This is a genomic window from Cystobacter fuscus, from assembly GCF_044360685.1.
Lineage (GTDB): Bacteria > Myxococcota > Myxococcia > Myxococcales > Myxococcaceae > Cystobacter > Cystobacter fuscus_C.
The window spans coordinates 11,521,674-11,547,022 of record NZ_CP043491.1; the positions used below are offsets into that span (position 1 = coordinate 11,521,674).

The window sequence follows — 25,349 nt, forward strand, 5'->3', positions numbered from 1 at the left end:
CCACCCGGAAGCGCCCGCGCCGCCCAGGAGAGCCCCCATGACGGACGCTGAACTCACCGCGCGGCTGCGCGCCAATCTGCTGGCCCTCAAGGGCATGCAGACGCGCACCACGGCCCTGCGTGGACTGGAGCTGCCAGGAGTCCGGGCCCTGTGCCTGCCCGGCCGGGGTGTCCCCCTCTTCCAGCAACAGGTGCTGTACGCCCACCCGGAGGCGCTCGCGCCCGCCCTGCCCCTCCTGGAGGCGTGGTACCGCGACCAGGGGGTGCCCGCCTGGCGCGTGCTCGTCACCCCGGGGGACTCGCACGCCGAGTCCGCCCTGGCCGCCGCCGGCTACACGCCCGAGGGCGGCATGCCCGCCATGGGCCTGTGCCTCGCGCCCGCCCCGCCCTCCCGCCTCCCCCCGGGGCTCTCCCTGGAGTCCTCCGACGACCCGCGCGAGGTGATTGAACTCAACATGCGCTGCTACGCCCCGGGCGTCATGGACTTCCTGGGCGTCTGGGGGGGTGAATCGCCGCCGGACGTGCCGCTGCACGGGGTGCTCGTGCGCGAGGCGGGCCGGGTGCTCTCCGCGGGATTGGCGCTCGATCTGGACGACACCGCGGGCGTGTACATGGTCGCCACGCACCCCGACGCGCGCCGCCGGGGCCTGGGCGCACGGGTGATGGAGGCCCTGCACGCCCAGGCGCTCGCGCGCGGCCGCGTCGCCTCCGTCCTCCAGTCCTCCGACGAGGGCGTCAGCATGTACCGAGGCATCGGCTACCGGCACCTGGGGACGTGGGTCAACTGGGTGCGCCGCGCCGGGCAGGCGGATCCAGGGGCAGCTCCAGGATGAAGCGCGCCCCGCCTTCCGGGCGCTGCTCGGCCCAAATGCGGCCGCCATGCGCCTCGGCCGCGCGGCGCGCCAGGTACAGCCCCAGCCCCAGGCCCCCGTACGAGCGCGAGGACACCGCCCGCCCGAAGCGCTCGAAGATGCGCTCCAGGTGCTCCGCCGGCACGCCGATGCCCTGGTCCTCCACCACCACGCGCACCCGGCCCCCGGCCTCCTCGCCCCGCACCACCACTGGCTGACGCGGACCGAACTTGAGGGCGTTGGCCACCAGGCTCGACACCACCTGCTCCACGCGCATCCGGTCCCACTGGCCGACGAGCCCCGACGCCACGCTCACCCGCAGCCCACAGCCCACCGCCTCGGCCTCCGCCTGGAAGCGCTCCATCACCTCGCCCACCAGCTCGCCCAGGTCCACCCGCTCGGGCGACAGGGGCAGCTCGCCCGTGGACAACAGCGACACGTCCAGGAGCGACTCCACCAGCGTGCCCAGGCGCCGCACCTGGCGCAGCCCCCGCTCCAGCCGCTCGCACAGGGCCGGGGACTCGCGCCGCGAGCGCTGCACGAGCGAGCCGAGCTGCAACCCCAGTGTGGTCAGCGGCGTGCGCAGCTCGTGCGCGGCCACGGCCAGGAAGTCATCGCGCAGGTGGATGGCCTCCTGCGCCTCGCGGTAGAGCCGCGCGTTCTCCAGCGCGAGCGCGGCGCGGCGCCCCACGTCCTGGAAGAGCGACAGATCCTCGGCCGTGAAGCCCGCCCGGTCTCCCGTGGCGAACAGGGTCATCACCCCCTGGCTCTCCCGCCGCCCCCGCAGGGGGACGCAGACGGCCGAGTGCAAGCGCAGCCCGGTCACCACGCGCAGGTGCTCCGGCGAGCGCGCCCAGGCCAGCAGATGCTCGCCCCGGAGCTCCGGCACCCACTGCGCCTGGCCCGTGCGCCAGGTCAGCGCGGAGCCCGAGGTGGCCTCCGGCACGAGCGGGAAGAGCCGGTCGAGGTCGCGGCCCCGCTCCACCCACTCGGGATCCTCGTTCGCCAGCACCACCAGCTCGAGCTGCCCCTTGTCGTCGGGGGCGTAGACGGAGCACCAGTCCGCCAGCTCCGGCACCATCAGCCGCGCCACCTGCTGCAGCGTCTCCTGGAAGTCCAGCGAGCCGGCCAACACCTCGCCCACGCGCGCCATCAGCGAGCGCTCGCGGCGCAGGCGCGACACCTTCAGCTCGCGGGCCACCACCGCCGGCAGCCGGCCCAGGCACGCCCGGGAGAAGCAATCCCGCGCCCCCGCCTTCATCACCTCCCCGGCCCCGCGCTCGTCCAGGTGCTCGGAGAGGACCAGGAGCGGAATCTCCAGGTCGCGCTCGCGCAGGGTGTCCAGCACCGCCACGGCGTCGAGGCCCGGCGGGCCCTCGCCACACACGAGCACCTCCCACGGCCCCCGCTCCAGCGCCGTGCCCAGCTCCCCGGCGGTGCGCACGACGCACGCCTGGATTTCACCGTGGCCGCCCTCGCGCAGGGCCTCCACCACCCGAGCCTCGTCGTTCGGCTCTCCCGCCACCAGCAGGACGCGCAGGGGCGCCGTCATCCACGAGCCCCCGGCCCCCAACCCTGGCCGGCACCCGTCCCGAGGCGCACGCCCGCCCGGGGCACCTCGTCCTCACGCAAGAGGGATCGCTGGATGTACATGCTCGCAACTCCACGCCTTGGACCCGAGGACAAGCCTATAGCGGGTCCCTTCCGCGTCGTCCGCCAGGAAGCAACCCCCCCGGTCCTGGAACGCTCCCCGGTGAACGTCTCGCGAGCCGGCGGCGCCGGAGCCTGAAAAAAAGTCTGGAAGAGGCCCGTCAGGAACCGCGACCGCGCCCCGTCCCTGTCCTCATCGGAACGCCCGGCCGGAAAGGCCTCACACGCCCGGGCCCTGTAAAGGCCCTCTCTCCCAGAGACCAGACCAAGGCTTTTCCACTCGGGCGTTCCGTCCCCCTTTCACACCCGGTGCTCGCGTCCGGCCGGATTCACTCGGACGCGGTTTCTTCCTTCCGCCTCACGCCCGCAGGACGCCGCCCTCCAGCTCCAGCACGCGCTGGTCGAAGAGGCGCAGGGCCTCGCGCAGATCGGACGAGGCCGCCTCCGCGGGAGCGTGGCGCGCGCTCATCAGCCGATGCCGCGCCGCCATCAACGCCCGCTGCCCCTGCTCGGTGTGCGGAGCGCTCCCGGCCTCCGCCAGGTCCACCGCCACGTGCAGCACCGAGGTGAGCTCGCGCAGCACGAGATCGTCCTGGAGCTCCGGGGCCTGGGCGAGCGCGGAGAACCCCTGCCGCGCGGCCACGAGGTGGCCCTGGGTGGCCTGCACCGCGGCCAGGTGCGCGCTGAAGCGCAGCGAGTGCCACCGGGACACCCGCGCCAGCAGCCCCACCGCGTCCTCCAGGCTCACCCGCGCGGCCGGAAGCGCCCCGAGCGCCACCAGCGCCCGGCCCTGCTCGCCCAGCGCCACGCCCTCCACCAGCCGCATGCCGAGCTGCCGCCCCATGCGCACCGCCTCGCCCAGCTGCTCGCGCGCCTCCGCCGCCCGGCCCGCGTCGAGCAGGAAGCAGCCCAGATTCACCAACGCCAGCGCCTGGCCCGAGCGATCCCCCACGCGCGCCGCCTTCTCCAGGGCCTCCTCCAGCAGCGCCACCGCCTCCTCCGTGCGCCCGTGCTCGCCAATGGCCAGCGCGTAGTTGACGAGGAAGCCCACCTCGAACGCCACGTCGCCGATGGCCCGGAACAGCTCCAGTGCCGAGCGCAGGTGCGGCAGCGCCGGCTCCACCCCGCGCCGTCCCAGCTCCAACAGGCCGAGGTTGCCCACCGCGTACGCGTCCAGCCAGAGGTCTCCCCCCGAGGGCAGCTCCAGCGCCTCCTGGATGAGCGTCCAGGCCGCGCCCGTGTCGCACTCCTCCCGCGCCACGATGCACAGGTCCACCAGGACGCGCTTCTCCCGCTCCGCCGCGCCCAGCTCCCGGTAGATGGCGCGCGCCTCGCCCAGGTCCGTCCACGCGGCCGTCATCCGGCCCTCCATGTGGTGCACCCGGCCCCGGACGGCGAGCGCCTCGGCGCGCAGCAACGGGTCCACCTCCCCGTGGACCGACAGCTCCAGAGCCTTGTCCAGCCGCGCGAGCGTGAGGCCCACCGGCCCGCGCGCCATCACGTCCGGCTCCAGCGCCACCAGCGCGCCCAGCGCCCGCTCGAGCGTGCTCGCCGTGACGGGCGCCACCGCCAGCGCGTTGTCACACGCCGCCAGCAGGTTCTCGCGTTCGAGCACCAGCCGGCGGAAGGCCATCTCCCCCGCCCCGCCCCCGCCCCGCTCGCTCAAGCGCCGCGCGAGCCCCAGGTAGCACGCCGCGTGGCGCGCCGCGACCGTGGCCCCCTCCCCCCGCTCCGCCAGGCGGCTCGAGGCGTACTGCCGGATGCTCTCGTACATGCCCAGGCGCAGCTCTCCCGGGAGCCCGTCCGGCGTGAAGACGCGCAAGAGCGACTTGGAGCGCAGCGAGTGGATGATCTCCAGCACGTCCGGCCCGCCCGGGGGGAACACCAGCACGGCCTCGGCCGACTCCAGGGTGAAGCCGCCGCGGAACACCGAGCACTGCGCCAGCGCCGCGCGCTCGGCGGGCTCCAAGAGGTTCCACGACCAGTCGATCGCCCCCCACAGCGTATTCTGCCGCGCCGACCCGTCCCGCCGCCCGCCGCGCAACAGCTCGAAGCGGCGCGAGAGCCGATCCTGGATCTGACTCACCCCGAGCAGGTTGGTGCGCGCCGCCGCCAGCTCGATGGCCAGGGGAATGCCATCCAGCTTGCGCACGATGTCCGCCACCAGCGGGGCCTCGGCCTCCGTCAGCTCGAAGCCCCCGCGCACCGCGCGCGTGCGCTGCACGAACAGGTACACCGCGCCACAGGCGAGCAGCACCGGCAGCCGCGTCTCGCCCTCCTCGGGCACCCCCAGGGGCTCCAGGTCCACCACGCGCTCGGTGGGCAACTGGAGCGCCTCGCGCGAGGTGACGAGGAAGCGGGCCCGGGGCGCCAGCTCGCGCCAGCGGCCCAGCGTGGCGGGCATGTGCTGGATGACGTGCTCCACGTTGTCGAGGATGACCAGCACGTCCCCGCGTCCGGCCAGGGCGCGGCCCAGCCGGTCCGCGGGCTCGCTGTCCTCGCCCGAGCGCGTGAGCGTGACGCCGAGCGCCCGGCCCACGGCATGGCAGATGTCATCCACCGTCACCGCGTCCGACAACTCGCACAGCCACACCCCGCCGTCCCACCCTTCCGCCTCCAGGTTGCCGAAGCGCGTGGCCAGGCGGCTCTTGCCCATGCCCCCGGGGCCCAGCAGCGTCACCAGCGAGAGGCCCTCGGCGAAGCAGCGGCGCAGCTCCTTCAGCTCCTCGTCGCGGCCAATCAGCTCCCCCGTCTCGCCCGGGAGGTTGCCCCGCCGGGCCTTCTGCACCCGCGGCGCCTCGAAGCGGCGATCCGCGAGCCGCGCGGGCAGCACCTCCACCAGCGCCATGGGCTCCTCGATGCCCTTGAGGAGGTAGTCGCCCAGCGAGCGCACCACGGGGCCCCCCAGCGCTTCCCACGCGTCCGCCACGCGCGTCCACGCGCTCGCGCTCACCAGCACCTGGCCACCATGGCCCGCCGAGGCGATGCGCGCCGCCGCGTTCACCATCCGCCCGAAGTAGTCCATGTGGCCGGTGCGCTCGTCGAGCCGGCACTCGGGCTCGCCCAGGTGCACGCCCATGCGCACGCGCAGCCCCCGGTGCATCACCCCGTGGGGGCCCCGCTCCACCCGCGCGTCCGGCTCGGCGAGCAGCACCTCGGGCCAGGGCGCCTCCACCAGCGCCTGCTGCGCCTCCAGGCACCAGCGCACCGCCTCCACCACCGACGCGAAGGCCACCATGAAGGAGTCCCCCTGCGTCTTCACCTCGTAGCCCCCGTGCACGTCCAGCAGGGCGCGCAGCACCTCGTTGTGCACGTCCAGCGCCCGGCCCATGTCGGAGGGGCAGCGCTCCCACAGCCGGGTGGAGCCCTGCACGTCCGTGAAGACGAGCGCGACCGTGCCCGTGGGTGGCGCCACGGGGGGGGCGTTGCGCGCCGGGAGCTCCCCGGCGCTCGGACTCTGGATGGCACCGGCCGGTGGAAACATGCGCAAAACGATCCCCATCACCAGTCCCCTCGCCTGGGGCCATGATGACCACGCGATTGGGCGTTGGCGCCTGCCCAGCTTGTCCATCCGTGCACCAGCGCACGAATTCCGGGGGGCCAGGACGAGACCCCAGGGGGGTGGGACCATCCACCCGTGAACATCCCCCGGAAAGCGGGGGCCGCCGGGGAGGGATCATCCCTCGGGGGTCCGACGCACCAGGCCACGCACCACGAGTGCGCCGGCCAACAGGGACAGTCCACGGGTGAGCAATTCCACGCCCACCACCACGCCGAGCACCCACAGGGACGCGGAGGGAATCCGGCTGAAGATGAGGGCGCCGAGCATCACCGACACCGCGCCCTGGGCGAAGTCCCAGCCCCAGCCCGGGTGGCGATCCGAGCTCGCGGTGATGATGCGGAAGAAGCCGCTGGCGAAGAAGTACGCGGCGAGCAGCACCGTGAGCGACACCAGCCCCGCGCCCGGCTGGGTGAGGAGGAAGCCCCCCACGAGGAACGACAGCAGGCCCCCGAGGACGAACAAGAGGAAGGGGCCGGTGTCGCGGTTGCGCAGGCCGTGGACGATCTCCAACACCCCCGCCACCATCAGCACCGCGCCATAGAAGAAGACGGACAGCAGGCTGGTGAAGGTGACACTGCCCAGCGCCAGCATGCCGAGCAGGATGACGAGCATCCCCATCACGAAGGGGCCCGTCCACAACGCGCTCGGACTCCAGGGGTGGCGGCGGGAAGACGGCTCGGGGGAGGAGTCGGGGGTGGCCATGAGGGGCGCTCTCCGGAAGGCGGGTGGGGCTGTGCCTCGAACCTGGGAGTCGGTCCAGGGGCCGACAAGGGACGACCGAGGACTCCCAGGAGTCGGATGGCTCCTCGGTCCGGATGACGAGCGAGCACGGGCCGCCGGGAAGAGAACGCGGGGGCCCCGGAAGCCACGGCTCCCGAGGCCCCCTCGTGCGACTCAGGCCCGCGCTTCCAGCACGGAGGCCTGGAGCGCGTCGGGGACGGGCTCATAGGCCGCCAGGCGCAGACTGGCCGAGGCGCGGCCCTGCGTGCGGCCCCGGAGGCTCGTCACATAACCGAAGAGGTTCGCCATGGGCACCCGCGCGGAGACGCTCCGCGTGGCCCCATGGCCCTCCATCCCCACCACCCGTCCACGCCGGGAGGACAGGTCCCCGAGCACGTCACCGAGGAACTCCTCGGGCGTGGAGACCTCCACGTCCATCACGGGCTCAAGCAACTGCACGCCCGCGTGGCGCGCGGCCTCCTGGAAGGCGAGCGAGCCAGCCATCATGAAGGCCTGCGGGGTGGAGTCGCGCACGTGCGTGCTCCCATCGAGCAGCCGCACCTCCACGTCCACCACCGGGTGGCCCGAGAGCACCCCGCGCCGCATGGCCCCCTCCACGCCCTTCTCGATGGCGGGGATGAGCTCCCTGGGGATGACGCCGCCGTGGGTGTCGTCCACGAAGACGAGCCCCGCGCCGCGAGGCGCCGGACCGACCTCGAGCACCACATGGGCGTACTGGCCGGGGCCACCGCTCTGCCGGACATGACGGTACTCCTGACGCACCCGGCGGCGCAGCGTCTCGCGCCAGGCCACCTTGGGTTGTCCCACTCGGGCTTCCACGCCGTACTCGGTTCTCAGCCGGTCCACGATGATCTCCAGGTGCAGCTCTCCCATGCCGGAGAGCAGTTGCTGTCCGGACTCGGCATCCACGCCCACGTGCAGCGAGGGGTCCTCCGCGGCGAGCCGGGCGAGCCCCTCCTCCATGCGCTGCTGGTCCGCGCGCGAGGCGGCCTCCACGGCGAGCTGGATGACGGGCTCGGGGACGTGGAGCGACTCGAGGAGCACGGGGGCCTCGGGGGAGCAGAGCGTGTCGCCAGTGCGCACGCCCTTGAGGTTGAGCGCGGCGCAGATGTCGCCCGCGTGCACCTCGTCCACCTCCTCGCGCTTGTTGGCATGCATGAACATGAGACGTCCCACGCGCTCGCGGCGCTGTTGACGGGTGTTGAGCACGGCCATGCCCGTGCGCAGCGTGCCCGAATAGACGCGCAGGAACACGATGGTCCCCACGGCCTTGTCGTGCATGAGCTTGAAGACGAGCGCGCTCACGGGCTCCTCCTCGGCGGACGCACGCAGGTCCGACGGCGCGGGCAGGTAGTTGACGATGGCGTCCAGCAACATGCGCACTCCCTTGTTCTTGAAGGCCGCCCCGCACAGCACGGGCACGAGCCTCCGCTGGAGCGTTCCCGAGCGCAGCGCGCGCTCCAGCTCCGCCTCGGTGATGTCGTCCCAACGCCCGTCCACGTACTTCTCCAGGAGCGTGCCGTCCTCCTCGGCGCACGCCTCGATGAGCCGCAGGCGCAGGGCCTCGGCCCACTCCCGCAGGGACGCGGGGATGTCCTGTCCCTCGCGCGTCTCGCCGCCCTCCTCGTCGAAGAAGAAGGCGCGCATGCGCACGAGGTCGATGAGGCCGCGGAAGTCCGCGCCCTCGCCGATGGGCAGTTGCACCGGCACGGGCCTGGCGCCCAGCCGCTGACGGATGGAGTCCACGCACATGTCGAAGTCCGCGCCCACCTTGTCCATCTTGTTGATGAACGCGATGCGCGGCACGCCGTGGCGATCCGCCTGGCGCCAGACCGTCTCGGACTGGGGCTCCACGCCCTGGCTGCCGTCGAACACGGCCACGGCCCCATCGAGCACGCGCAGCGAGCGCTCCACCTCGATGGTGAAGTCCACGTGCCCCGGCGTGTCGATGATGTTGAGACGGTGCTCGGTGCCCGAGAAGGGCCCGCGCACGGGCTTCCAGGAGGCGGTGGTGGCCGCCGAGGTGATGGTGATGCCGCGCTGCTTCTCCTGCACCATCCAATCCATCTCGGTGGAGCCGGTGTGCACTTCGCCCATGGCGTGGATGCGGCCGGTGAAGAAGAGGATGCGCTCGGTGAGCGTGGTCTTGCCCGCGTCGATGTGGGCCATGATGCCGATGTTGCGATAGCGCTCGATTCGAGTGGTGCGAGACATAAAGACTTCCCGTTCCCGGCGGAGGAGAGCCCCCGCGGGTTGAAGACAGACACTGGTTGGAAATGGAGGGAGCAGCGGGCCTGGCGAGTGGACGCACGCATGCCCGGAGCGGCCCCTCGGGGCGGCTCAGGACGACGTGAGGACACACGAGGGCCCGGCGGGATCACGGGCGGAGCTCAGACTCCAGGGGCACACGGGAACCAGCCACCCGCGCACCCGGAGCACCGAGTCCGCCTGATCAAATGTCGAGCAGCACCTTGTTGCGGGACAGACGCACGTCCACCGTCGGCGCGGCGACGCGCTCGGACGACACACCCAGGATGGTGGAGACGGGCTTCATGACCTGGACATATTGCAACAGCTTCCCCGTTTGTCAATCCCGCGCGGGTCTGGGCAGCCGACAGTCAGTAGACGATGCAGTCGAACTGCTCAACGACCGCTCTGAATGCTTCCTCGGTGCTCTCGCGTCGCTTGGCGAGGGATGGAGCGTGGAGCGTTACGGCCATTGTGCAGGGAGGATCCCTGTATTGCCCCTCCACGATGATCGGGCGAAAACCTCCCGGCCATTGGACGCTGTTGAGCTCGCGGGCTCGCCTGATGGGGTCAAGGAGGGTGAAGCAGGGCCACTTGGGAAAGCGAAGTGTGGCGGGAGCCGAGCCCATGATGCGGCATCCATCCAGACGGGCCTCGGTGAAGTCGCAGTCCTCAATGGAGCCGTGCTGAAACCCCGGCAGGCTCATGTACTCGGGCCAGTGGCCGAAATCGCACCCCGACAGCCGCCCCTTGAACCGACAGCCCTTCAGCGACGCGGCCAGCCATTGCTGATGGTTCTTCAGTTCCTGCTTCACCTCGAAGGTGCAGTTGATGAAGCGCGCGCCATCGAAGAAGAGACGCGGGGCGGACACCTTCAGCACGAGGGTGCAGTTCTTCATCGTCAGGTTGGGGCCCAGGAAGTAGTGCGCCTCCTTGTCCATCAACTCCAGCCGCTCGTTTTCAATCTCCGTGTTCTCGAAGAGGACGTTACCGAACCGGTCCATGGCCACTATCCCATTTAGAAGGTGCTCCGAGCATCGCTGACCGTCGAGGTCATCAACGTCGGATGTACCCCATAGCATCCAACCTGACGTTGCCCCCAGCAGGGGGCGTGAGGAGGCGGACGTGCTCGACAAATGGCGTGGACTCATGTTGCTGCTGGTGGTGCCCTGGCTGACGAATTGTGTAACCCGCCCCGGGATTCGGCTGGACACGGGCCAGGGGCCGTCCATTGTCTACACGCCTCCGACCTCCGAGCCCCCACCTGTGGAGCTCCACCAGGAGGAGTTCGTCGAGGCTCTGACCAACCTCGTGCTGAACATTCCACTGACACTCTCGCCACCTCGATGGGAGAGACAGGTGGCACTGGCCTCCTGGGAAGGGTCGCGGAACACGACCCCGCCAATGCCGACGAGCCAGTACGCTCGCTTGGAGATTCCGGGCGACCGGCTTCTGCCGCCAAAGAACGCGCCGCCCCCCGAAACGCTGGCACGCATGCGGCTGGCGCTCTCGTTCTCCATGGACACCGTGTGGGAAGGTGCCGCCGTGCCCATCAGCGAGGTGGTCGATCCACTGGCCTTCAAGCTCATGGTCTACACAGCCATGTGCACCTATCTCCTCTCATTGATGATACCCGAGCCCGTGACGAAGGGACTGTCAGCCGTGCTCACGGTCATCCTGGTGGCTTACCTGGGCCTGGGGCCTGTATGGTCCATGGTGAAAGCCGGGTGGCAGATGCTGCACGATTGCGAGCAGGCAACCACCACCGGGGAACTGAAACAAGCGGGCCACCGCTTCGGCCGGGTGTTGGGGGACAACGGAATGCGCGTGCTCCTCCTGTTGGCAACAGCGGCCATTGGCGGCGAAGCCAGCTTCAAGGGGATGGGGCCGAGACTGCCCGGCTTCGGACAAGCCGCACTGGCCTCCCCAATACGTACCGGGGTGATACTGGCAGAGGTGGGGCAGGTGAAAACGGTTGTGATTGGGGCGAAGGAATTAGTGGTGGGGCTCGCGCCCACCGCAGTAGCCACCGCCGCCTTGGGTACAGGCAGTGAAGCACCCACCAACAACAAGAAGGGAAGCCTCACGGGACGGCCTTCACAACCTGGCCCGGAGGCCGATGAGGCCACCCACAGGGGAATCAAGCGCGAGAATGAATCCGCAAGAGTTCTCGCGGAGAACGGTTACCATGTGGAGCAAAACCCCATTCCCAAACCCAATGGCAAGGAACCCGATTACAAGATCAACGGAGAGTACGCGGATTGCATTTCCCCCTCCACGTCGAACGCGCGAAACATTGCGTCGCGAATTAAGGCGGAGAAGATAAACCGGGAACAAGCTGACAGGATCGTTCTGAATCTCGAGGACAGCGGCGTGACTATCGAAGCCATGAGGAAGCAACTGCAAGACTGGCCCATCTCAGGCCTCAAGCAGTTGATCGTCATCAAAGACGGCAAGGTCGTCATGCTTTTTCCTTGAATGCATGTAGATTACATCTTCAGGAGAACCGAATGGGACTCGATTACAGCCTCAAATTCTCGACGGAGATGACGTGGGCGCATGCGCTCGGCTTGCTCACCAAGCAACTGCAGGAGCTGCAATGGAGTCATGAGCACTCATCTCTTTTCAGCGCGGACATCATCATCACGGGAGCTGAGATGGATGAAGAATCACGATCCATCATCGAGGAAGGATTTGCTTTCCGCCCAAATCTGTACGCGGTGTTCCGCTATCCATCCAACCGTGATTACGAAAAATTCGCGCGAACGATGCTACAGGCGACCTTGCTGTTGTTGGAGCATGGACAAGACGGTGTGCTCCTCTTCAACGGAGAGATCATCGTCCTCCAACGTATGGGAGGACAACTCGTCTTCAACGCGGACTATCGCCTCTACAAGGACGAGCGTTGGTTGAAGGAGAACGTCCCCGTGCCCTTCGAGCGGCGTCCACTCCCCTCGCCCCTGCTGTAGACCCCGCTCACGGCCGGGCCGGTTTGACGCGGGGGGTGCCCTCCTCGTGTCCCTCGCGGCTGCGCGGGTGTTCGTCGCGGCTGTCCCGAACCACGCTCACACCCCCCGAGTCCCTCAACACCGTGCGCCACGACCCCTGCGGCGCGAGCACATCCGCCTCGCTCGGCCCCCAGGTGCCCGGCTCGTACTCGTACACCCGGCTGCCATCGTCGAGGATGGGGTCCACCACCCGCCACGCCTCCTCCACGCTCTCCTGGCGCGCGAAGAGCGACACGTCCCCGCGCATCGCGTCCCCGAGCAGCCGCTCGTAGGGCTTCACCACCACCTCGGGCAGCTCGCGCGCCACCAGGTCCACGTCCTCGCCCTCCATCGTGCTGCCCGGCTTCTTCGCCCTCGCCCCGAGCGAGATGCGCACATCGGGTCCCAGCCGGAAGCGCACGAAGTTGGGAGAAGCCATGCTCGGCTCCTCGAAGATGGGCCGCGGTGGGTGGTTGAGCTCGACGAAGACCTCGGTCGCGTCAGTGGGCAGGCACTTGCCGGCGCGGATGAAGAACGGCACGTCCGCCCATCTCCACGAGTCGATGAACAGCCGCACCGCGGCGAACGTCTCCATCTCGGACGTGGGCGACACCCCGGGCACCTGCCGGTAGCCGCGGAACTGCCCGCGCACCACGCTGTCCGGCGTCAGCGAGCGCATCGCCTTGAAGACCCGCGCCTTCTCGTCGCGCAGCGCCTCCGCGGACGAGCAGAAGGGCGCGTCCATGGCGAGCAGCGCGACGATCTGCAACAGGTGGTTCTGCAACACGTCCCGGATGGCCCCCACCTCGTCATAGAAGGCGCCACGGCCCTTGATGCCGAAGCTCTCCGCGAGCGTCACCTGCACGCTGCGCACGTGCTGCCGGTTCCAGATGGGCTCCAGGAAGACGTTGGCGAAACGGAAGAACAGCAGGTTCTGTACCGGCTCCTTCCCGAGGAAGTGATCGATCCGGAAGATGGAGGACTCGGGCAGGTAGCGCAGCAGCGTCGCGTTGAGCTCGCGCGCCGAGGCCAGGTCCCTCCCGAAGGGCTTCTCCACCACCACGCGCGCCTCCTTCAGACAGTCCGACTTCGTCAGCCCCTCCACCACCGTGCCGAACATGCTCGGGGGAATGGCCAGGTAGTGCAGCGGGCGCTGGGCCTTGCCGAGCGCCTCGCGCACCAGGGCGAAGGTCTTGGGATCGCGATAATCCCCATCCACGTAGCGCAGCAGCTGGCACAGGCGCTCGAGCGAGGCCGGGTCATCCTGGCCATGCGCCTTGATGCTCTCGCGGGCGCGCTGCCGCAGCCGCTCCAGGTTCCAGTCCGCCTTGGCCACGCCGATGATGGGCACGGACAGGTGCTCGCGCGCCACCAGCGCCTGGAGCGCGGGGAAGATCTGCTTGAAGGCGAGGTCTCCGGTGGCGCCGAAGAACACGATGGCATCGGACACGGGCTGAGCGCTCATGACTCACTCGCCTCCTTTCTTCTCCAGGTGGCCGCCGAAGGCGAAGCGCATGGCGGACTGGATCTTGTTGGCGAAGTCCGCCTCGCCCTGGCTGGTGAAGCGCGAGTAGAGGGCACTGGCGAGCACGGGCGTGGGCACGCCCTCGTCGATGGCGGCCTGCTGTGTCCACCTCCCCTCCCCCGAGTCGGACACGCGGCCGGAGAAGTCACTCAGCTCGGGATTCTTGCCCAGCGCATGGGCCGTCAAATCGAGCAGCCACGAGCCGATGACGCTGCCGCGCCGCCACACCTCGACCACGTCGGGCAGGTGGAAGTCGTACTGGTAGGCGCTCGGCTCGCGCAGGGGAGCGGTCTCCGCGTCGGCCTTGGGGGGATGGCGGCCCGCGTTGGCGTGGTGGAGCACCGCGAGCCCCTCGGCGTAGGCGGCCATCAGGCCGTACTCGATGCCGTTGTGCACCATCTTCACGAAGTGGCCCGCCCCATTGGGGCCACAGTGCAGCCAGCCCTGCTCCGCGGGAGACGGAGGGCCCTCGCGGCCCGGCGTGCGGGGCGCGGAGGCGACCCCCGGGGCCAGCGCGGAGAAGACGGGCTGCAACCGGTGCACGGGTCCCGGCTCGCCGCCAATCATCAGGCAGTACCCCCGCTCCTGGCCCCACACCCCGCCGCTCACGCCCACGTCCACGTACTGCAGGCCCCTCGCCCGCAGCTCCGCCGCCCGGCGCAGGTCATCCCGGTAATGGGAATTGCCGCCCTCGATGATCGTGTCTCCCGGCTCGAGCAGGGCGGCCAGGTCGCGCAGCGTGTCGTCCACTACGCCCGAGGGCAGCATCAGCCACACCGAGCGCGGCGCGGGAAGCTGGCGCACCAGGTCCTTCAGGGAGGAGGCCCCCACGGCGCCGTCGCGCTGGAGCCACTCCACGCTCTCGCGGCGCACGTCGTGCACGACGCAGCGGTGTCCCGCCCCGAGCAGCCGGCGCACCATCGAGGAGCCCATCCGGCCCAGCCCGATCATTCCCAATTCCATCGCAGTCCTCCCCGCGTGCAGGCCGCCTGGACGCTCACCGTCTGACGGGTACTGCCCTTCACACTGCGCACGCGGCGGCCCTCTGGCAGGACGCTCCTCGGACCCGGGTCCAGGCAGACAGGCGACGAGGTCCGCCGCGTTGCCTGGGGCCCGGCGGCACCCAAGCTTGAAGCCAATGTCTTGGCCCATCGAGGATTACGCCCTCATCGGAGATACGCAGACAGCGGCACTGGTGGCCCGGGACGGCTCCATCGACTGGCTGTGTCTGCCGCGGTTCGACTCGGGCGCGTGCTTCGCGGCCCTGCTGGGGCATCCCGAGCATGGCCGTTGGAAGATCGCGCCCGTGGGCCACCGGGTCCCCCGGGTGAGGCGGCGCTACCGCCCGGACAGCCTCGTGCTGGAGACGGAATTCACCACGCCCGAGGGGGTGGTGCGGGTGGTGGACTGCATGCCGCCGCGCGACCGCACCCCGGACGTCGTCCGCGTGGTGGAGGGCGTGCGGGGCCGGGTGCCCATGCACATGCAACTCGTCATCCGCTTCGACTATGGCTCGGTGGTGCCCTGGGTGACGCGCGAGGCGGGCGAGTGGCGCGCGGTGGCGGGCCCGGACGCGCTCAGCCTCTACACGCCCGTGGCGGTGCACGGCCACCACCTCACCACGGTGGCGGACTTCACCGTCTCCGAAGGCCAGCGCATCCCCTTCGTCCTGCGCTGGCACCCCTCGCACGAGCCCGCGCCCCCGCCCCTGGATGGCCTGGAGGCGCTCGCGGACACCGAGGACTGGTGGAGGGAGTGGTTCAGCCACTGCACCTACCGGGGCACCTGGAGCGAGGCGGTGCGCACGTCGCTGATGACGCTCAAGGCGCTCACCTACGCGCCCACGGGGGGAATCGTCGCGGCGGCCACCACGTCGCTGCCCGAGCGGCTCGGCGGCCAGCGCAACTGGGACTACCGCTTCTGCTGGCTGCGCGACGCCACCTTCACCTTGTACGCGCTGTCACTCGGAGGCTTCCGGGAGGAGGCCGAGGCGTGGCGCTCCTGGCTCATGCGCTCGGTGGCGGGCGACGCGTCCAAGCTGCAGATCATGTACGGCGTGGCGGGCGAGCGGCGCCTGCCGGAGCTGAACCTGGGCTGGCTGCCGGGCTATGGGCATTCGCGGCCGGTGCGCATAGGCAACGCCGCCGTCAATCAGCTCCAGTTGGATGTCTATGGCGAGGTGATGGACGCGATCCACCAGTCGCACCGCATGGAGCTGAGGGATGACCCGCGGTCCTGGGACGTAGCGCTCGTGCTGATGGACTTCCTCGAATCCGGCTGGAAACAGCCCGACTCGGGCCTGTGGGAGGTGCGGGGGCCTCCCCAGCACTTCACCTATTCGAAGGTGATGGCCTGGGTGGCGTTCGATCGCGCGGTGAAGACGGTGGAGCGCTACGGCGTGGAGGGGCCGGTGGAGCACTGGCGGCAGATGCGCGATGCCATCCACCGCGAGATATGCCAGCGCGCCTATGACTCGAAGCGGGGCGCCTTCATGCAGGCCTACGGCTCGGACAGCCTGGACGCGAGCCTGCTGCTGCTGCCCCTGGTGGGCTTCGTGTCACCGAGGGATCCACGCATGGTGGGCACCGTGCGCGCCATCGAGCAGGAGCTCATGTACGGAGGGCTCGTGCGGCGCTACCACACCCACGAGACGAATGACGGCCTGCCGCCGGGGGAAGGGCTCTTCCTGGCCTGCTCCTTCTGGCTCGCGGACAACTACGTGCTGCAGGGCCGCATGAAGGAGGCGGAGGCGCTCTTCGAGCGGCTGCTCGGGCTGCGCAACGACGTGGGGCTGCTCGCCGAGGAGTACGAGCCCTCGCTGCGGCGCCAGCTCGGCAACTTCCCCCAGGCCTTCTCGCACGTGGGACTCATCAACACGGCGTTCAACCTCGAGCGCCACTACCACACCAGCCCCGCGCTGCACCGGCGCGAGAATCACATCGGGGAGCCGGTGGCCGCGGCCCCCGCCCCGTGAGGCCCCGGCTCAGAGCCGGAAGGGCACGGCGTGCACGGGGGGCCAGAGCACGCGGGGCTCGCCCTCCTCGGGGGCAGTGGCGAAGGTGGCGCCCTCGAGCACCTCCTCGCTCTCGAGCGCCTCGCGCAGGGTGCTCAGGGCGATGTCCACGTCCATGACGCGGAAGTAGATGTTCATGCGTCCGGGCTGGGACTCGGCGCCCTCGACCTCGCCGTTGCCCGTCCAGCCGAGCGTGTCGGAGATGACGGACTCGACGGTGTGACGCTTCTCGAAGTCCTGACCGCTTCCCTTTCCCTGCAGGGCGTACTGGACGACGAGCGGCGCCATGGCATCGAGCTCGGGCTCGTCGTAGCCCGCGTCCACGAGCGGCTCGGCCTGCTGGGCGACAACCATGTCCGGGTCCTCGTCGGCGGGCAGGGGCAGCACCTTCTCCTCGCCCGTCTGTCCGACGATACCCCAGTGCACGGTGATGGAATCTTCATGCACCCAGGCTTCCCAGTAGCGCAGGGTGTCGCCTTCCTTCTTGTAGAGCCTCAGCACGGGGGCACTCTACACGCCTTGCGCGGCCGGCGCGGCCCGGAGGGCACGGCGCTCGAGGAGGAAGCCCACGGTCACGAGCACCAGGAAGACGGTGATGATGGTGAGCTGATTGATGGGCAGGACGCCACCGATGTACTGGGTGCGGTAGGCGAACTCGGGATCTGTCAGGGCGGTGCCGGGGAAGAGCAGCGAGCCGGCCTGGGTCACCCAGTAGACCGCCGAGAGGATCGTCCCGACCTCGAGTCCCCTGGCGCCGCGCCAGCGCTTGGACCAGAGGAAGTAGAGGGTGAACACGCCCAGCGCCGTGCCCAGCAACATGGTGTGGGCGTTGTGGAACTTGGCGTGGGGAGGCCAGCGCGGGTTGAAGATGTGGGTCTCGTTCCAGTCCGCCACGTAGGCGCCAATGGCCGCGGAGAGCGCGGAGGCGGAGAGCAGGACGCGTCCGATGGGAAGACTCATGGGCGCGGCAGCCTAGCCCATCAGAAGGCGCGGCCCTGTGCGCCATCGACGGGGAGGGTGGCGCCCGTCACCCAGCGTGCGCCCGAGGAACACAGGAAGACGACCACGTCGGCCACCTCCTCGGGGGTGCCGAAGCGGCCCCAGGGCAGCTCCTCGCGCACCATCTTCTCCACCTTCTCCGGGTTGGCCTGACGGCGGCGATCCCAGCTCCCGCCGGGGAAGAGGATGGCGCCCGGGGCCACGCCATTGACGCGGATGCGGTGGCGCGCCAGGTCCACGGCCATCTCCTTGGTGAGCGCGGTGACGGCCGCCTTGGCCGCGGTGTAGGGGGCGCTGGTGGCGTACTCGCGGCCGAAGATGGAGTTGATGTGCACGATGCAGCCACCGCCCTGGGTCTTCATCTGGGCCACGGCGTGCTGGCTGCACCACACGGTGGCGAGCAGGTTGCTGTCCAGCACGGCCGTCCACTGCCCGGCGGTGGCCACGTCGAAGGAGCCCGCGCCCCCGCTGCCGCCCACGTTGTTCACGAGGATGTCGAGCGAGCCGAACGCCCGCACCGCCGCGTCCACCGCCGCCTGGGCTCCCTCGGGGGTGGCCACGTCGCCCGCGATGGAGGCCACCTCGGCGCCGGAGGCACGCAGCTCCGCCGCCACTGCTTCCAGCCCCGGGGCACCCCGGGCGCTCAGACAGACACGCACGCCCTCTCGTGCCAGGGACAGGGCGATGGCCCGTCCGATTCCCCGACTGCTGCCCGTGACGAGCGCGCTCTTGCCCTTGAGTTCCAGATCCATGGAGGCGCGTTCTACTCCGGCGCGGGCTCGGGGGATGCGCTTTCACTTCTTGCGTGTGGCCTCGAGGATCTTCACGGGCGGGGTGAGCTGCTGACCCCGGGCGGGGGCCTGCTGGATGGCGCGCACCACGTCCATGCCCCGCACCACCCGGCCGAAGGCCCCGAACCCCTGCCCATCCGGGTTGCGCTTGCCGCCGAAGTCCAGCTCGGGCTGATCGCCGATGCAGATGAAGAAGTCGGACACCGCCGAGTCGGGCGTGTCCCGGGCCATGGAGACCGTGCCGTCCTTGTGCCGCAGGCCGGTGACGCTCGTGCGCTCCAGGGCGATGGGGGCGCGCAGCTCGGCCTTGCGGGAAGGATCGGCGCCGCCCTGGATGACCTCGATCTTCACCGGGTTGTTCGGCTGATTGCCGGTCGTCACGGTGCGGTGGAACACGCCGTTCTTGAACAGCCCCGCGTCCACGTAGCCAAGGAAGTTGCGCACCGAGAGGGGGGCATGGGCCTCGTCGAGCTCCAGCTCGATCTCCCCCTTCTCCGTGCGCAGCACCACGTTCACCTTGCCCGAGGCAGGCGCCTTCTCCTTATTCGCCGGGTCGGCGAGGGAAGCGGAGGCAAGCAACACCAGGACGGCACAGCACGAGGACACAATCGACTTCATCGGCAGCTCCAAGTCACGAGGGGACCTGGAGGGCAGTGAAGCGCGGCGGCCCCTCGGGAGGGAAGGGCCGCGCTTGCGCTCAAGGCGCCTTGCCCGGCAGCGGCGCAACCACCGGCACCGGGGGAGCGTCGTCGGCAGGCGGCGAGTCCGGACCCGCGCCGCCGATGGCCCGCTGGGAGCCCTCGTCCTTGGGCTGCTGGAGGGGCACGCCCACGTATTGGACGTTGTCGTTGTTGTCGATGGCGAAGCGCACGAGCGCGCGCAGCACGCGGTTGCGCTTCACGTTGCCCACCACCTGCCGCAGGTCCTCGTACACGGTGGGGTCGGTGATGATGCCGCCCAACGAGCCCTCGCCGCGAGCGACCATGGAGGTGATCTGCTTGATGTCGGCGGCGGCACTGCCCAGGTCGGCGAGCATGCCGCCCGCGCTGCCGTACACGAGCTGGTGCACGGCGCCATCGGGGTTCTTCTTCGCGTCCTCGAGCAACCCGGCGAGCTGCCCCGCGGCGGAGCCCAGCTCCTTGAGGGCGTTGGCACCGTCCTGACCATAGATGAGGGCGTGGGCGGTGCCGTTGCCGTGCTCCACCTCGCCGAGCAGGGACTCGACGTGGGCCACGGCCTTGTCCATGCGCACAGCGGTCTGGGAGGCATTGGCCACGAGCGCGCGCACGTCGCGGCCGGTCTGCTCGTCATAGATGAGGGCGTGCAGGGTGCCATTGCCCTTCTCGATCTCCTCGAGCATCAGGCGCAGGCTGCGCACGCCGGCGGCCACGTCCTGGGCCATCTTGGGGTCGGCGTACGCGGTCACCGCCTTGCGCAGCTCGCCGCTCACGGCCACGGCGTCATCGAGCACCTTGCTCGCGCTGCGCATCATCGCGCTCACGTCGCCGCTGGTCTCGGAGGGAATCTCGCCGCCCTCGGGCAACTCGGGCTGATCCAGGGAGCCGAGCGAGATGTCCACGGCCTTGTCCCCGAGCACGCCGAGGCTCGACAGGCGGGCGACGGAGTCGGCGCGCACGCGCTGGGCGTACTCGGTGCTCAGGCGCAGGCGCACCTCCATGCGCTTCTCGCCGGGCTTGGAGGGGAAACCCACGGCCTCCACGCGGCCGACCTCCAGGCCGTTGAGCCACACGGGCGAGTGACTGGAGAGCCCCTCCACGCTCGCGAAGTAGGCGCGGTAGCTGACCTGCTTCTCGAACAGGTGGGTCTTCTGGCCGATGAAGAAGACGACGATGCCCGCCAGCACGAAGGCCATCGCCACGAAAGCGCCCACCCGGAGGGCGAGCCGTTGATCCTTGGATGTCTGTGTGAAGATGCTCACGACGCCGCCCTCCCCAATTCCTGCCCCCGGGCGTCCAGGAAGGCCCGCACCTCGGGCACCTTGGAACGCCGGATTTCTTCCGTGGTGCCCACCTGGACGATGCGCCGGTTGGCCAGCATGGCGATCCGGTCGGACACCGAGAGGGCACTCACCATGTCATGCGTGACCACGATGGACGTGCACCCGAGCTGCTTCTGCATGGAGCGGATCATCTGATCGATCGTCTCCGTGGTGACGGGATCCAACCCCGTGGTGGGCTCGTCCCAGAGGATGACCTCCGGGTTGGTGGCGATGGCGCGCGCCAGGCCCACGCGCTTGCGCATGCCACCGGACAGGTCCGCGGGCCGCATGTTCTCGATGCCCGGCAGCCCCACGAGCGCGAGCTTCTCGGCCACGCGCTCGCGCACCTGGGCGGGCGTCATCTCCGGGAAGTGCTCGTGCAGCGGGTAGGCGATGTTCTCCCCCACGCTCAGCGAGTCGAACAGGGCCGCGCCCTGGAACACCATGGCCACGTGGCGGCGCAGGTGGATGAAGTCCTCCTCACCCAGCTCGGTGAGATCCTGCCCCTGGAAGAAGATGCGGCCGGAGTCCTGGCGCAGCAACCCGATGAGGCACTTGAGCAGCACGCTCTTGCCGGTGCCCGAGCCGCCAATGACGGTGAGGGTCTCTCCCGCGTACACGGAGAGCATCAGGTCGTCATAGATGCGCTTGGGGCCGAAGGCCTTGCGCAGGTGCTCGAAGCGGATGAGTTCCTCGCCGGCCTGGGGCGGTTGGAAGCGCAGTCGGGGGGAGGGGCGGGAGAACATGGGAGGTGGAGCGCGTCAGAGGGAGAGCGTGAGCTTGGTGATGAAGAAGTCGGCCAGACACACGGTGACGGAGGTGATGGCGACGGTCTCGGTGGTGGCGCGGCCCACGCCCTCGGTGCCGTTCTGCACGGTGAGCCCCTTGAAGCAGCCGACGATGCCGATGATGCCGCCGAAGACGAAGCCCTTGAAGACGCCGGATAGGAAGTCGCTCATGAGGATGACGTCGAGCGCGCCCTTGAAGAACAGATTGAAGCCAATGCCGTATTGGGCGTTCACCACGAGCGCGCCGGCGAGCATGCCGACGACGTCGGCGAGGATGGTGAGCGCGGGGCCGAGCACGAAGCAGGCAAGCACGCGCGGCACCACGAGCTTGCGCAGCGGGTCGGCACCGAGCGCGCGGATGGCGTCCACCTGCTCGGTGACGGTCATGGAGCCCAGCTCCGCGGCGATGCCCGAGCCCACGCGCGCGCCCACGGTGAGGGCGATGAGCACGGGGGACAGCTCGCGAAAGAGCGTGAGCACGACGACGCGGCCCACGGTGTACTGCACGCCGAAGCGCGCGAGGAAGAAGCCGAACTGGAGCGAGATGACGAGTCCGGCGAAGGTGGCGGTGAGCAGGGCGATGGGCAGCGAGCGCACGCCCAGCGCCTCGAGCTGGTAGATGAAGGCGGAGGGCGAGAAGGGCGGGCTGAAGGCGCGGGTGAACACCTGGCCGGTCATCACCGCAAGCGAGCCCAGACGCTCGAGCCGCACGAGCAGGCGGCCCCGGAGCGAGTCGTCCTCACCGGAGGAGGCCTCGGGCGCGGGAGGAGCGGCGGGCGCCAGGTCCACGTCGATGCTCATGAGGGGTTCTCCACGTGGAAGCCGCCCACGAGCGCATCCAGATCCTCGACCCGGTCCTGCATGCGGCCCAGGGGGGCGACATAGGTGAAGTCGTAGACGCAGCGGTCCTTCTTGAGCACGACCAGGAGGAGCTCCACGGGCACCCCATCGAGCTTGGCCTGGAAGTGCGAGCGCAGGGCCTCGCGCTCGTCGACGACCTCGGCGCGCTGCATCAAGGGGACGCGCTCGGTGAAGCCCTCGAGCAGGTGGCGCGTGAGCACCTCGAGCGAGGCATCATCGTGCTCGCGGCAGGTGGAGTTCACGGACAGGGCGTGGCCGGTGTCCTCGGTGAACCAGGCGAGATCATTCTCGGAGAGCTTGACCTGGGACCAGACGGAGGGGAGCGCCCCGACGCGGTAGCGCACTCCGGGCTTGGAGAGCACCTGCTCCTCGAAGCGCACACCGCGGTGGCACCCGAGCGCCAGCAGCAACAGTGATGACAGGATGACTCGATTCGACCTCACGTCGCCAGGGTAGGCACCCCCCTCGAACCCGGTGAGTTGCACGGGAGGGGGAGCTGTTCATTCCTGAGCAGAGGTGGGGGGCGAGCGGGCATAGCGGGGGCATGCCGAGGCGGGTGTTCCGCTGGGGATGGGCGTGCCGATGTTGAGAGACGAACCCTCGACCCCGAGCACGACGCGGGAGGCCCCCGATGGACCTTGGATTGGGACTGTTTGGACTGGGATTGTTCCTGTTATCGATCGCCCTGCTCTATGCCCGGGAGGCGTTCGGGCTGGCGTGGCCGCTCCTGGGGCTGTCGCTCATCTCGATGGGCTTCGCCATGTCGGAGAGCCCGCGGCGGCGGGACGTGGCGTTGGGTGTGGGAGTGGCGTGCCTGGTGGCGGCGCTGGTGAGCCTGGCCTTCGCGGTGTCGTGGTGGTGGGTGGTGGCCACGGCGCTGTTTGGCGTGGCCTACATGGTGTTGTGGGCGGAGTTCCGCTTCGCCTTCTTCCAGCACCTGCCCCAGGAAGCCGGAGGGCGGGCGAACCACGACTCGAGGCACCTCGGCTCGCGTCGGCCGTGAGGGGTGAGGCTACAACCCGCCGGTCTGCCCGAGCACCCAGAGGGTGACGGCGATGGGATCCGGGCAGTCGGAGAGCCGCTGGGCCTCGGCCACGGAGGCCCAGCGGGAGGCACCGCGGTAGATGACCCCGTTTTCCAGGGTGGCCACCCGCGAGCCATTGACCTCGATGTCGTAGCCGTTGCCCCGGCGCACGGCGCGGCCCCGGGGATTGCCCCCCTTGTCGATGGCCACGTCCATGCCGGACCTGCGCACGGTGTATTCGGTGACTCCCGCCTTCTCCACGCGGTTGCCCGTGCACTTGTAGTCCGCGGCGGCGGCGTGGGTGGCCCCCAGCACACAGAGCAGGGCGAGCGGCGACGACCTCATCTTCACGGCGTACCTCCAGGCGATGGGACGCGGTGGTCCCCTGCTGTGGACCCAACGTGACACACGCGTCTGACATGGCGCGTCATCGTGGGGGAGGCGTCTGGGTTCAGGAAGAGGGGGCGAGCGCGAGGAGGGCGTTGATGAGGGGATTGGGTTGGGGGGTGCGGCGCCAGGCGACGTAGAGGGGGAATTGGCGAGCGGGCTCGGTGAGGGGGAGCGAGGTGACGCCGGGAACGCGGGGACCGCGGGGCTCCACGGAGGCCAGGAGGGAGTAGCCGAGCCCAGCGGCCACGAAGCCGAGGATGGTCTCGGCGGAGTCGGCCGCGTAGATGCGCCGGGGGACGACGCCGAAGTGGGCGAGCGCGGCGAGCTGCAGTTCGCGCAGGTAGGTGTCGGCGCTGTAGGTGATGAAGGGCTCGTCGCGCCAGGGCACGGGGGTCGCGGGGCCCTTGAGGGAGGGCCGGGGGCTGGAGGGGACGACGAGGAAGACATGGGTCTGGCCCACCTGCCGTGCCTCCAGGTCGGGGGGGACCTCGGGGAGGTGATCCACGAGGAGGTCGGCCTCCCCGGAGCGCAGGGGGCCCACCGCGGGAGTCTTGGCCTCGAAGAGGGCGACCTCGATGTCGGGCCGCTGTCCACGCAGGCGGCGCAACCAGGGGGGGAGGAGGTGGCGCAGCAGGTGTCCCGAGGCATGGATGCGCAAGCGTCCCCCGATTTCGCCCGAGCGCAGGGAGCGCTCCAGGGCGGGCAGTCCTTCGTAGAAGGGGGCGATGGCGTCGTAGAGGATGCGGCCCTGGGGGGTGAGGACGACGCGGTCCTTGCCGATGCGCTCGAAGAGGCGCACGCCGAGCTCGGCTTCCAGCCGTCGCACCTGCTGGTGCACGCCGGGTTGGGTGATGGGGTAGGGAAAGGCGCGGGCGGCGCGGGCGTACCCTTCACATCGCGCGACCCAGTAGAAGCCCTCGAGGCGCTGGAGCTGAATCATACACGGCAGCTTATCGATGGCCGGGCTCTTCGTTCCATGCGGTTTGCGATGGAGACCGGTAGGGTGTCGTTCATCGGGCGCACCAAACACGGGCGCCCCCGAGCGAACGGAGCGAACCATGTCCCGCCAATCAACCAATGCCTCGCAGGATCACAGTGGAGCCTGGATCGTCCAGACGTGGGCGTCGTTCATCCTGTCGGTGGCGGTGACGTCGCTGGGCATCTACCACCTGCCGGTGGACGGCTGGCAGAAGGCTTTCCTGGGCATGGGGTTGCTCTTCACGGTGGGCTCCACGTTCACGCTGTCCAAGACGGTGCGCGACCAGCACGAGCAGCAGCGGCTGACGGCGCGCATCGACGAGGCGCGGGTGACGAAGCTGCTGGCCGAGGTGGACCCGGTGGTCCTGAAGTAGAGGGGGCTGGTAGGCTGGAGCGCCTTCCCGACCGTGACAGAGGCCCACTTGGAGCGCTTCAAGCAGCAGGGTCAGACGCCGCTGGAGATGGATGACGGGCCCACGAGCGGACAGCACTTCTCGCGCTGCATTCGCTGTGAGACGGAGAATGGCCGGTTCGCCGTCGTGTGCACGACGTGCGGAGCGGATCTGCGAGCCCCGGAGCAGCGGGCGGAGGACGAGAAGCGCGGGCGCGAGCGCGAGCAGGCGGTGGAGCGGGAGCGGGAGGAGATGAGGGTGCGCCAGACGATGCCGGCCGAGCGTCCCACGTGGCCCACCGAGGAGGAGGGAATTCCCCCCGTGTTCGAGCCCTCGCTGGCCATGGGGCTCTTGCGGCGCATCGAAAATCCCACTGCGAGGTGGCTGAGCGTGGGGGGAGCGGTGGGGCTGCCGTTGCTGCTCACGCGAGCGGGGCATGGGCACGGGCCGCTCTGGGTGCTCGGCATGTACCTGGGGGTCTTCGTGGCGGCGAGCTTCGTGCCCAGTGCGTTCTGGATGAGGAGGAGGCGCGACGAGTAGCCCCCGAGCGCG

At 69.9% G+C, this 25,349-nt stretch carries 24 protein-coding genes; 7 read left to right on the forward strand and 17 right to left on the reverse strand.

Annotated features, from left to right (window positions below):
- The first annotated feature begins 37 nt into the window (after positions 1 to 37).
- Positions 38 to 832, forward strand: a complete 795-nt coding sequence (locus F0U63_RS47160; RefSeq protein ID WP_395841786.1) for a GNAT family N-acetyltransferase — start codon at positions 38 to 40, stop codon at positions 830 to 832.
- On the opposite strand, the gene F0U63_RS47165 is transcribed toward F0U63_RS47160, so the two are convergent.
- The 5 genes from F0U63_RS47165 to F0U63_RS47185 form a co-directional block, all read right to left on the reverse strand.
- Positions 780 to 2,402, reverse strand: coding sequence for an ATP-binding protein (locus F0U63_RS47165; protein WP_395841788.1), 1,623 nt, complete (start codon positions 2,400 to 2,402; stop codon positions 780 to 782). The two genes, F0U63_RS47160 and F0U63_RS47165, sit on opposite strands and share 53 nt — an antisense overlap.
- A 456-nt stretch (positions 2,403 to 2,858) precedes the next feature.
- Positions 2,859 to 5,984: an ATP-binding protein gene (locus F0U63_RS47170; protein ID WP_395848534.1), complete on the reverse strand. Its 3,126-nt coding sequence runs from the start codon at positions 5,982 to 5,984 to the stop codon at positions 2,859 to 2,861.
- A gap of 192 nt (positions 5,985 to 6,176) precedes the next feature.
- On the reverse strand, positions 6,177 to 6,764 hold the full coding sequence (locus F0U63_RS47175) for an HdeD family acid-resistance protein (RefSeq protein ID WP_395841790.1): 588 nt from the start codon (positions 6,762 to 6,764) through the stop codon (positions 6,177 to 6,179).
- A gap of 192 nt (positions 6,765 to 6,956) precedes the next feature.
- Positions 6,957 to 9,017, reverse strand: a complete 2,061-nt coding sequence (fusA, locus tag F0U63_RS47180; RefSeq protein ID WP_395841792.1) for an elongation factor G — start codon at positions 9,015 to 9,017, stop codon at positions 6,957 to 6,959.
- Between the two features lie 404 nt (positions 9,018 to 9,421).
- Positions 9,422 to 10,054 (reverse strand): hypothetical protein, encoded by a 633-nt coding sequence (locus F0U63_RS47185; protein ID WP_395841794.1) that lies wholly within the window; start codon positions 10,052 to 10,054, stop codon positions 9,422 to 9,424.
- Positions 10,055 to 10,175: 121 nt separating this feature from the next.
- On the opposite strand from F0U63_RS47185, the gene F0U63_RS47190 reads away from it, so the two are divergent.
- Both F0U63_RS47190 and F0U63_RS47195 read left to right on the forward strand, forming a co-directional pair.
- Entirely contained in the window at positions 10,176 to 11,528 is a 1,353-nt protein-coding gene (locus F0U63_RS47190) for a hypothetical protein (protein WP_395841796.1), read from the forward strand.
- Positions 11,529 to 11,560: 32 nt separating this feature from the next.
- On the forward strand, positions 11,561 to 12,019 hold the full coding sequence (locus tag F0U63_RS47195) for a SitI3 family protein (RefSeq protein WP_395841798.1): 459 nt from the start codon (positions 11,561 to 11,563) through the stop codon (positions 12,017 to 12,019).
- A gap of 7 nt (positions 12,020 to 12,026) precedes the next feature.
- Here F0U63_RS47195 and zwf read toward each other — a convergent pair whose 3' ends face one another.
- Entirely contained in the window at positions 12,027 to 13,502 is a 1,476-nt protein-coding gene (gene zwf, locus F0U63_RS47200) for a glucose-6-phosphate dehydrogenase (protein WP_395841800.1), read from the reverse strand.
- A 3-nt stretch (positions 13,503 to 13,505) separates the two neighbouring features.
- A complete protein-coding gene (gene gnd, locus F0U63_RS47205; protein WP_395841802.1) occupies positions 13,506 to 14,525 on the reverse strand; it encodes a phosphogluconate dehydrogenase (NAD(+)-dependent, decarboxylating) in 1,020 nt (339 codons plus the stop codon).
- A 175-nt stretch (positions 14,526 to 14,700) separates the two neighbouring features.
- On the opposite strand from gnd, the gene F0U63_RS47210 reads away from it, so the two are divergent.
- Entirely contained in the window at positions 14,701 to 16,536 is a 1,836-nt protein-coding gene (locus F0U63_RS47210; protein WP_395841804.1) for a glycoside hydrolase family 15 protein, read from the forward strand.
- A 9-nt stretch (positions 16,537 to 16,545) separates the two neighbouring features.
- On the opposite strand, the gene F0U63_RS47215 is transcribed toward F0U63_RS47210, so the two are convergent.
- From F0U63_RS47215 to F0U63_RS47250, 8 genes are all read right to left on the reverse strand, one after another.
- Positions 16,546 to 17,076: a hypothetical protein gene (locus tag F0U63_RS47215; protein WP_395841806.1), complete on the reverse strand. Its 531-nt coding sequence runs from the start codon at positions 17,074 to 17,076 to the stop codon at positions 16,546 to 16,548.
- Positions 17,077 to 17,085: 9 nt separating this feature from the next.
- Complete coding sequence (locus tag F0U63_RS47220) at positions 17,086 to 17,535, reverse strand: DUF6640 family protein (protein ID WP_395841808.1); 450 nt, start codon at positions 17,533 to 17,535, stop codon at positions 17,086 to 17,088.
- Positions 17,536 to 17,555: 20 nt separating this feature from the next.
- Complete coding sequence (locus F0U63_RS47225) at positions 17,556 to 18,326, reverse strand: SDR family NAD(P)-dependent oxidoreductase (RefSeq protein WP_395841810.1); 771 nt, start codon at positions 18,324 to 18,326, stop codon at positions 17,556 to 17,558.
- Positions 18,327 to 18,368: 42 nt separating this feature from the next.
- Positions 18,369 to 18,983, reverse strand: coding sequence for a peptidylprolyl isomerase (locus F0U63_RS47230; RefSeq protein WP_395841812.1), 615 nt, complete (start codon positions 18,981 to 18,983; stop codon positions 18,369 to 18,371).
- Positions 18,984 to 19,062: 79 nt separating this feature from the next.
- Entirely contained in the window at positions 19,063 to 20,304 is a 1,242-nt protein-coding gene (locus F0U63_RS47235; protein WP_395841814.1) for an MlaD family protein, read from the reverse strand.
- Complete coding sequence (locus F0U63_RS47240; protein WP_395841816.1) at positions 20,301 to 21,110, reverse strand: ABC transporter ATP-binding protein; 810 nt, start codon at positions 21,108 to 21,110, stop codon at positions 20,301 to 20,303. Before F0U63_RS47240 ends, F0U63_RS47235 begins: the two co-directional genes overlap by 4 nt.
- Positions 21,111 to 21,125: 15 nt before the next feature.
- A complete protein-coding gene (locus tag F0U63_RS47245; protein WP_395841818.1) occupies positions 21,126 to 21,953 on the reverse strand; it encodes an MlaE family ABC transporter permease in 828 nt (275 codons plus the stop codon).
- A complete protein-coding gene (locus tag F0U63_RS47250) occupies positions 21,950 to 22,456 on the reverse strand; it encodes a hypothetical protein (protein ID WP_395841820.1) in 507 nt (168 codons plus the stop codon). Before F0U63_RS47250 ends, F0U63_RS47245 begins: the two co-directional genes overlap by 4 nt.
- A gap of 188 nt (positions 22,457 to 22,644) precedes the next feature.
- Between F0U63_RS47250 and F0U63_RS47255 the strand changes: the two genes are divergently transcribed.
- Positions 22,645 to 23,016 carry a hypothetical protein gene (locus F0U63_RS47255; protein WP_395841822.1) on the forward strand — a complete coding sequence of 124 codons (372 nt, stop codon included), beginning with the start codon at positions 22,645 to 22,647 and terminating at the stop codon, positions 23,014 to 23,016.
- Between the two features lie 9 nt (positions 23,017 to 23,025).
- Here F0U63_RS47255 and F0U63_RS47260 read toward each other — a convergent pair whose 3' ends face one another.
- Positions 23,026 to 23,388: a hypothetical protein gene (locus F0U63_RS47260; RefSeq protein ID WP_395841824.1), complete on the reverse strand. Its 363-nt coding sequence runs from the start codon at positions 23,386 to 23,388 to the stop codon at positions 23,026 to 23,028.
- A 100-nt stretch (positions 23,389 to 23,488) separates the two neighbouring features.
- Positions 23,489 to 24,367 carry a LysR family transcriptional regulator gene (locus F0U63_RS47265; protein ID WP_395841826.1) on the reverse strand — a complete coding sequence of 293 codons (879 nt, stop codon included), beginning with the start codon at positions 24,365 to 24,367 and terminating at the stop codon, positions 23,489 to 23,491.
- 118 nt (positions 24,368 to 24,485) lie between these two features.
- Between F0U63_RS47265 and F0U63_RS47270 the strand changes: the two genes are divergently transcribed.
- Together F0U63_RS47270 and F0U63_RS47275 are read left to right on the forward strand one after the other, a co-directional pair.
- A complete protein-coding gene (locus tag F0U63_RS47270; RefSeq protein WP_395841828.1) occupies positions 24,486 to 24,779 on the forward strand; it encodes a YiaA/YiaB family inner membrane protein in 294 nt (97 codons plus the stop codon).
- 33 nt (positions 24,780 to 24,812) lie between these two features.
- Positions 24,813 to 25,337 (forward strand): hypothetical protein, encoded by a 525-nt coding sequence (locus tag F0U63_RS47275; protein ID WP_395841830.1) that lies wholly within the window; start codon positions 24,813 to 24,815, stop codon positions 25,335 to 25,337.
- Positions 25,338 to 25,349 lie beyond the last annotated feature (12 nt).